Raw genomic sequence first — 7417 nt, 5'->3', positions numbered from 1 at the left:
GTGTGGGGGGCGTGGGTCCCGGCACACCATAAACCCCCCCCCCCCCCCCCGCCCCCCCCCCCCGCCCCCGCGGGCCCCCCCCCCCCCGGCCCGCCGCCCCCCCCCCCCGCCCCCCGGGGGCGCCGAGCGCCGTGACCGGCCCCCCGGCGGGCCGGAAGGCCGCCGGCGCGGGCGGGACTCCTGCCCCGCGCGGGCGGGGCACAGCGGGGTAAAGCCGGCATACGTGACATCGGAGTCGCCGGCGCAAACGGCGCAACGCCTGTTCCCGCTGCTCGCCGAGGGGAAGAGCGCGGAGGCCGCGGCGCTGTTCGCCGACTCGGTCTCGTTCTCGACGCAGCACCCGCGCCACCGCCACCGTTCCGGCGCCCCGAGACGTCTCACCGTCCGCCGTGACCGAGCCCCGAATCCCCGGCCCGCTGCTCCGCCCGTTCCCGCAGGCGCCGTTTGTCCGGCTTCCCCTGGGCGGTCAGCGGGACGGCCCGTGCCCAGAACACCGCGGTGGGCCGGTGCACCGGGGCCAGCGCCTTCTCCACCAGGTCACAGGCCTCCGCCGCGGCGTCGGAGTCGGGCGCGCATCCCGGCGCCGGTACCAGGAAGGCACACACCTCCTCACCCGTGAGTTCGCTGTGCCGGCCCACCACCACGGCCTCGGCCACGGCGGGGTGGCGGGCGAGCGCGGCCTCGACGGGCAGGCAGTACACGTTGTCGCCGTCGACCATCACCACGTCGTTGACGCGGTCGTCGAGATGGAGGTAGCCGGCGGAGTCGAAGTGCCCGAGATCGCCGGTGCGCAGCCAGCCGTCCTTGATCACCTCCGCGGTCAGGTCGGGCCGGTTCCAGTACCCGGCCATCATCGCGCCCGACCGGGTCCACACCTCACCCGTCCGACCGGGCGGCCGGAGCCCTCCGTGCTCGTCACGTACCTGTACGTCCACCCCGGGCGCGGGACGGCCGACGGACGTGAGCAGCTCGGGCCTGCCGGCCGGCGCGGCATCGTGATCCGCAGGGGTCAACCGGCAGATCACGGCGGATTCGTTCGAGCCGTAGCCCTGCTGCCAGCGCCCGCCCCAGCGGGACACGGCCTGAGCCAGGCGCTCGGGGAGGATGGGCGAGGCACCGTAGGAGATCACCCTGAGCCCGGGGATCCCGTCGGCCGTGGCGGGGTCGTTCAGCAGGCGGTACACCATCGCCGGCATCAGGTACGTCGACACCGGACCCAGCCGCCGGCAGGCGGCCGCGAACTCCCGCGTCCCGAAGGTGGCGAGGACCTCCACGCGGCCTCCGGTCCGCAGTTCTTCCAGGCAACGCCCGCCGGACCGGTGGGCCAGCGACGTGACGGAGAGGAAGACGGTCCGGTCGTGCTCGTGTCGGCTCCCGTGCCCGTCGGCCCGGGCGGCCAGCGCACGGAAGGTGGACGCCACGCCCTTGGGGAGACCGGTCGTACCGCCGGTGTAGGTCACCCGCGCGATGTCGTCCTCCCGCGCCCGCACCGGTACGGGCTCCGCCGCACGGGCGGCCGCCGAGGCCAGCACCTCGTCCAGGGAGACCCGGGCCGCCCCCGTGTCGGGTACCGGCGTGTCATGGACCACGAGGTCGGGTTCGCAGTCCCGCAGGACGAACTCCAGCCCGTAGGCGGCAGCGTCGATGACCATCTGGGTCAGCCGGGCTCCCAGCACGTGCGCGGCCAGCCGCACCAGCAGCACCTCGGGACGGTTGGCGCCCGTCACACAGGCCAGCCCCGAGCCCGGCCGCACTCCCGCGTCCGCCAGGGCACCGGCCAGGCGGTACACCTCGCTCAGCACCTCGGAGAAGTCCTTGACGTCGCGGCCGGCGCCGATCGCGGGCCGTCCCGCGTGCAGTTCGAATGCCTCCACCAGATCGGTGACGTACCGTGCGCTCATGGAGGCGAGGCTACAAGCCCCTCCCGGAGCGGAGTCGACCGCGGGTCCCGCGGTTCGGTCTCGGCTCTCGGAACGCTCCGCGCCGCTACCGCGGCGGAGTCGGCCGTGCGGCGCGCCGGTGAGGAGTCCCGCACCGGCGACGCGTGGTGCCGCGGCCCCTTGCGCGTCACGTGGGGGGCCGCAGCGGCTGTCGGAATCCGATCAGCTGTGGTCGTGGCCGTAGTAGAGGCCGAGCTGGTCGCGGTAGACCGGGTCGCCGCGGTGCTTGTCCTTGTCGTACGCGGGGGAGTCCTTGATCTGCTCCTTGGTGAGGTTCACGTGGATCTTCTCGTCCTTCACGTCGACACGCACGACGGTTCCGGCGGGGATCAGGACGTGCTTGCCGAAGATCCACGGTCCGGTGTCGACGACGAGGTAGGAGGCACCGACGTCCTCGGTGTGCTCGTCGACCTTGCCGATGTGGCCGTCACTGGCCTCGACCTTGAACCCGATCAGACGGGTACCGGGGGTGTGGCTCGACTCCGGGGGGTAGCTCCACATGTTCGCGGACATGGCACGACTCCACTTCGTTGAGAAGGACGGACGCGCTCCGGTAGCGCGGGTCCAGGTGTGCAGGAGGCTCCGGTCCTGTCCGTTGCCGGCGCCGGACCTCGGCTCCCCACCCGCGTACGGGCAGGGCAACGCCATACCTGCCCGGCCCGAGGCGGCCGCCGCGCGCCACTACGCCACACGCGGCAACTGCCACCCGCACGGAGGTGAACACGGTCCGGCGCACGGACTCCTGCCGCGCGAGGGGTACCGACACAACCGCGGCTCCGTGGGCACCATGTTCGCCGTCGGCCTCTTCGCCGGGGCCCACATGCTCGGGTTCACCGTCGCGGGCGGGACCGGCCCCCGTCAGGCGCACTGGCCGGACCGGCCGGCCGGCCGTTCACAGGGCCGCGGCGGAGGACGGAGTGCGCGCCGGGCTCGGACTCGCCCATCCGGGCGGCACGGGATGCGCCCCAGGGAGTCCGTTCCGTGCCGCATCCCCCGGTGGAGGGCTTCGTTGGAGGGATGTCCGTGGATCAACGCCCAGCCGGAGACGTCGTGCCCCCTGAAGCCGAACCCCGCCCACCCGCCGCCCTCGTGACGGCCCGGGTGGGGGATCCCTACCCGTACTTCGCGTGGCTGCGCCGCCACGCGCCCGCGCACGTCGAACGGCGCGCGGGGCGGCCCGCCGTGTGGCAGGTCTCGCGCTACGACGACGTACGCGTCCTGCTGAGCGACCCCCGCCTGAGCAAGGACCCGGGCCGGGTCCCCGGATACGTGCCGGGGCCCGCCGGACTCAACCGGCACCTGGTCCACGCCGATCCCCCCGACCACACCAGGCTGCGGACCCTGGTGAACACCGCGTTCGTGCCGCGCCGCATCGCCCTGCTGGAACCTTTCATCACCGAGGTGGCCCACCGGCTGCTGGACCGGGTCGAGAAGAACGTGCACATCGACCTGATCGCCGACTTCGCGGCGCCGCTCACCTTCCGGATGATCTGCGCGATCCTCGGCGTTCCCGAACGCCTGGACAACGCCGCGACCCGCGACACCCTCATGGCCACCATCGCCCCCGACCCGGCCGCGGACCCCGCACGCGCGGGAGAGGACCTCCACGCGCTGCTGGACACGCTGATCGCCGGAAAGCGCGCCGGCGAGGAGAGCGGCGGCGTGGACCTGCTGGGCGCCCTGGTCGCGGCGGGCGACGTGAGCGGCGCGATGACCGAGGAAGAACTGCGCTCGACCGCCTACCTCCTCCTCCTGGTCGGCCACGACACCACGATGAACCTCATCGGCAACGGCATGCTCGCCCTGCTGCACCATCCCGAACAGGCCGCACGACTCACCGCCCCCGACCCGGGCACCGACCTCCTGCCCACTGCGGTCGAGGAACTCCTGCGCTACGACTCACCCGTGCGGGACGCCACGTTCCGGTGCGCGGGAGAAACGATCAGCCTTCACGGCCGGACCATCCGTGAAGGAGACATCGTCAGCCTGCTGATCGGCTCCGCCAACCGCGACGGCGACCGCTTCACGGACCCCGACCGCCTCGACGTCGGCCGCCGACCCAACGACCACCTCGCCTTCGGGTACGGCCCGCACTTCTGCATCGGAGCCGCCCTGGCCCGGCTGGAGGGCGCGGTGGCCTTCCCCCTGTTGCTGGAACGCCTGGGTACGGTGCGGCTGGCCAAACCCGCCGACGAACTGGCCTGGCGTCCGGCCCGGGTCATGCGCGGACTGGCCGCGCTGCCCCTCGTCCGACGATGACCCGACCCGCGGCCCGCCCCGCCCCCCTACGAACCGGAAGGACATGATGAACACGGAAACCCCCGACCCGGTGGTCCTCACCGCGCGGCGCGAACGCGTCCTGGTCATCACACTCAACCGCCCCCACGTCCGCAATGCCGTCGACCGGGCCCTGGCCGAGGCCGTGGATGCCGCCCTCACGCTCCTGGAAGCCGATCCGGGGCTCGATGTCGGCGTACTGACCGGCGCGGGCGGTCACTTCTGCTCCGGAATGGACCTCAAGGCCTTCCCCGACGAGGGAGTACCGCGCGTAGCCGACCGGGGGCTGGCCGGGCTGACCCGCGCTCACCGGACGAAACCGCTCATCGCCGCCGTCGAAGGGGCGGCAGTGGCGGGCGGATTCGAACTCGTCCTGGCCTGCGACCTGATCACGGCCGCCGACACCGCGTTCTTCGTCCTGCCCGAAGTCGCCCGCGGTCTCATCGCCTCGGAGGGCGGGGCCATCCGGCTGCCCGCCCGTCTCCCGTACCACCTCGCCATGGACATGCTCCTGACCGCCTCTCCGCTCCCGGCCGCGGACGCCGCCCGGCACGGACTCGTCAACCGGCTCACCGGGGAAGGCGAAGCCCTCGACGCCGCGCTCGCCCTCGCCGCCCGGGTCCGTGCCAACGCGGCGCAGGCGGTCCGCATCACCCGACAGGTCGTCGAAGCCACCCGCGGCCTCGACGACGGCAGCGCGTTCGACGTTCAGGACCCGCTCACCGCACCCGTCTTCACCACGGCCTCGGCGGCCGAAGGCACGCGCGCGTTCTGCGAGAAGCGGCCCCCGGCCTGGGCCCGGTAGAGCCACCGCCTTCCGCCCGCCCCACCCGGAGCGGGACCGAACAGGACCGACACCTCCAGTGGCCGCCCGCACGCAGCGGCGCGTCGCGGCCCCTGCGCCGGCTCGCGCAGCTCAGCACGCGTCGTTCCGCGAGGGGCGGGCGGCCGCGGAGCGTGCGGAGGGCCCCGCGGGGCGTCCGGTGCCCCTACGCCTCCCGCGGGTCCGTGACCCGGTGCGCGGTGTCGTGGGCGAAGACGGAGCGGTAGTTGACGGAGTATCGGAAGGCGGAGCGGCCCAGGATCAGCCCGTCCAGGCGGGTGACGGTCACGCACACCTCCGGACCGGGCCCGTCCTCCGGGGCGAGTCGCACCGGCCGGGAGGCGGTCGAGCCGTGGAAGTAGAGGTGCTCGCCGATGCGGGCGTGGAGGGTGGGCAGGACCACGGGCCGGCCGTCGCGGACGAACCCGAGGTGACGGACGATCGCCTCGTCGAGGATCGAACGCACCGGACTGCCCGCCCCGAAGCCGGAAGGGTGTACCGGCCGTGACCGGTGGTCCTGCCGGGAAGGGGCCGTGGTCAGGGCGTGACGATGGCGAAGTCGGGGTCGGGGGTGTCGAGCAGGCCCGCGAGGGTCGCGAAGACCTGGGGGTCGCCCTGGACGTGTACGCCGTCCAGTCCCGCGCCCGCCAGGACGCCGAGCAGCTGCGGCTTGGTCAGGGTCAGGGTCAGGTCGGCGGCCGGGACCTGCCCGTCCGTTCCGGTGCCGGCGCTGCGGTAGGTGAGGGCTCCGTTGGACAGCTGGAGGTGCCAGGTGCGGTCCTCGTCGGTGACGTTCCAGGTCATGGTGAGCTTCTCGTCCCAGGCGCGCGGGCCGTCGACGCGGATGGCGAGCGAGTCGATGAGCATGTCGACGGTGAGCGCCATCGCCATCTCGGGGTTGCTCGTCTCCAGCGCGGTGTGCGCGACCGTGCCGCGCAGCTCCTGGGCGCCCATCAGGTAGAAGTTGCGCCACGTACCGTTCTCCGCGCCGAAGCCGAGCCTCTCGTACACCCCGGCCAGCGCCTGCTTGGCCGCGGTGTCACCGGGGGCGGCGAAGACCGCGTGCCCCAGCAGCGTCGCCGCGAAGCGCAGGTCACCGGAGGCGGCGTACTCCTCGCCCTTGGCGATCAGCGCGGGGACACCGCCGTAGTCGGCGGCGAAACGGAGGGCCTGCTCAACCGGCGGGTGCTCCCACAGGTGAGCGGGGTTGCCGTCGAACCAGCCCATGTAGCGCTGGTAGATCGCCTTGACGTTGTGGCTGACGGAGCCGTAGTAGCCGCGGTTCGCCCACCGGTTCGCGATCACCGGCGGCAGCTCCATCCGCTCGGCGATCTCCGTGCCGGTGAGCCCCTGGTTGGTCATGCGCAGGGTCTGGTCGTGCAGGTAGGCCCACATGTCGCGCTGACCGGCCAAGTAGTCGGTGATGCGCTCCTGGCCCCAGGTGGGCCAGTGGTGGGAGGCGAACGCGACGTCGGACCGGTCGCCGAACAGGGCGATCGTCTCGCCCAGGTAGTGGGCCCAGACGCGGGTGTCGCGGACCAGCGCTCCGCGCAGGGTCAGGATGTTGTGCATGTTGTGCGTCGCGTTCTCCGCCATGCACAGCGCGCGCCGGTCGGGGAAGTGGAAGTTCATCTCCGAAGGGGCCTCGGTGCCCGGCGTCATCTGGAAGACGATCCGCACTCCGTCCAGGGTCTCCTCCTGGCCGGTGCGGGTGACGTCCAGCGTCGGCGGCACGAGGGTGATCGTGCCCTTGGACGTCGTCATGCCCAGCCCGGCGCTGATCTGCCCGGCCGGCCCCCTGCGCAGTTCCGCGCCGTACATGTACACCGCCCGGCGGGTCATCGCGCCGCCCGCGTACACGTTCTCCGCGACCGAGTGCTCGAGGAACCCGGCCGGTGCGATCACGGGCACCGGCGGGTGGCCGTGCGGGAGGACTCCGCGCGAGCCACCGAAGTGGTCGCCGTGCGAATGCGTGTAGATCATCCCGGTGACCGGGCGGTTCCCGCGGTGCTCGCGGTACAGGGCGAGCGCGGCGGCCGCGGTCTCGGCGGAGATCAGCGGGTCGATGACGATGACCCCGGTATCGCCCTCGACCAGGGTCATGTTCGACAGATCCAGGTTCCGGACCTGGTAGATCCCTTCGGTGACCTCGAACAAGCCCTGCTTGTTGCAGAGCCGGCTCTGCCGCCACAGGCTGGGGTGGGCGGTGTCGGGGCACTCCTCGTCGAGGAACGCGTAGGCGTCACCGTCCCAGATCACCCGGCCGTCGTCCGTCCGGACGACGGCCGGGGACAGAGCGGCGACGAATCCTCGCTCGGCGTCCTCGAAGTCGGACATGTCGGCATAGTCGAGTTCACTCATGAGCAACGAATAGCCC

Annotated in this window: 5 protein-coding genes and 1 pseudogene; 2 read left to right on the top strand and 4 right to left on the bottom strand. The window is 72.8% G+C overall.

From position 1 onward, the window contains the following. Positions 1-377: 377 nt before the first annotated feature. Entirely contained in the window at positions 378-1901 is a 1524-nt protein-coding gene (locus NOD94_RS10650; protein ID WP_281205568.1) for an AMP-binding protein, read from the bottom strand. A gap of 201 nt (positions 1902-2102) precedes the next feature. After that, the gene (locus NOD94_RS10645; protein ID WP_281205567.1) at positions 2103-2453 is read right to left on the bottom strand and encodes a PRC-barrel domain-containing protein; all 351 of its coding nucleotides are present in this window, start codon (positions 2451-2453) and stop codon (positions 2103-2105) included. Between the two features lie 537 nt (positions 2454-2990). On the opposite strand from NOD94_RS10645, the gene NOD94_RS10640 reads away from it, so the two are divergent. Continuing rightward, positions 2991-4199 (top strand): cytochrome P450, encoded by a 1209-nt coding sequence (locus NOD94_RS10640; protein WP_281205566.1) that lies wholly within the window; start codon positions 2991-2993, stop codon positions 4197-4199. Between the two features lie 43 nt (positions 4200-4242). Continuing rightward, positions 4243-5022 (top strand): crotonase/enoyl-CoA hydratase family protein, encoded by a 780-nt coding sequence (locus tag NOD94_RS10635; RefSeq protein WP_281205565.1) that lies wholly within the window; start codon positions 4243-4245, stop codon positions 5020-5022. A 190-nt stretch (positions 5023-5212) separates the two neighbouring features. Here the strand turns inward: NOD94_RS10635 and NOD94_RS10630 are convergent. Together NOD94_RS10630 and NOD94_RS10625 are read right to left on the bottom strand one after the other, a co-directional pair. Beyond that, positions 5213-5506 (bottom strand): annotated as a pseudogene (locus NOD94_RS10630) (pyridoxamine 5'-phosphate oxidase family protein); the annotation flags it as partial. 71 nt (positions 5507-5577) lie between these two features. Further along, complete coding sequence (locus NOD94_RS10625) at positions 5578-7401, bottom strand: alkyl sulfatase dimerization domain-containing protein (RefSeq protein ID WP_281205564.1); 1824 nt, start codon at positions 7399-7401, stop codon at positions 5578-5580. Positions 7402-7417 lie beyond the last annotated feature (16 nt).

Origin of the sequence: Streptomyces sp. Isolate_45, assembly GCF_024721315.2 — a bacterium.
Classification (GTDB): Bacteria; Actinomycetota; Actinomycetes; order Streptomycetales; family Streptomycetaceae; genus Streptomyces.
Note: the sequence above shows the minus strand (reverse complement) of the source record. Positions and strands in the feature narration are given on the sequence as shown.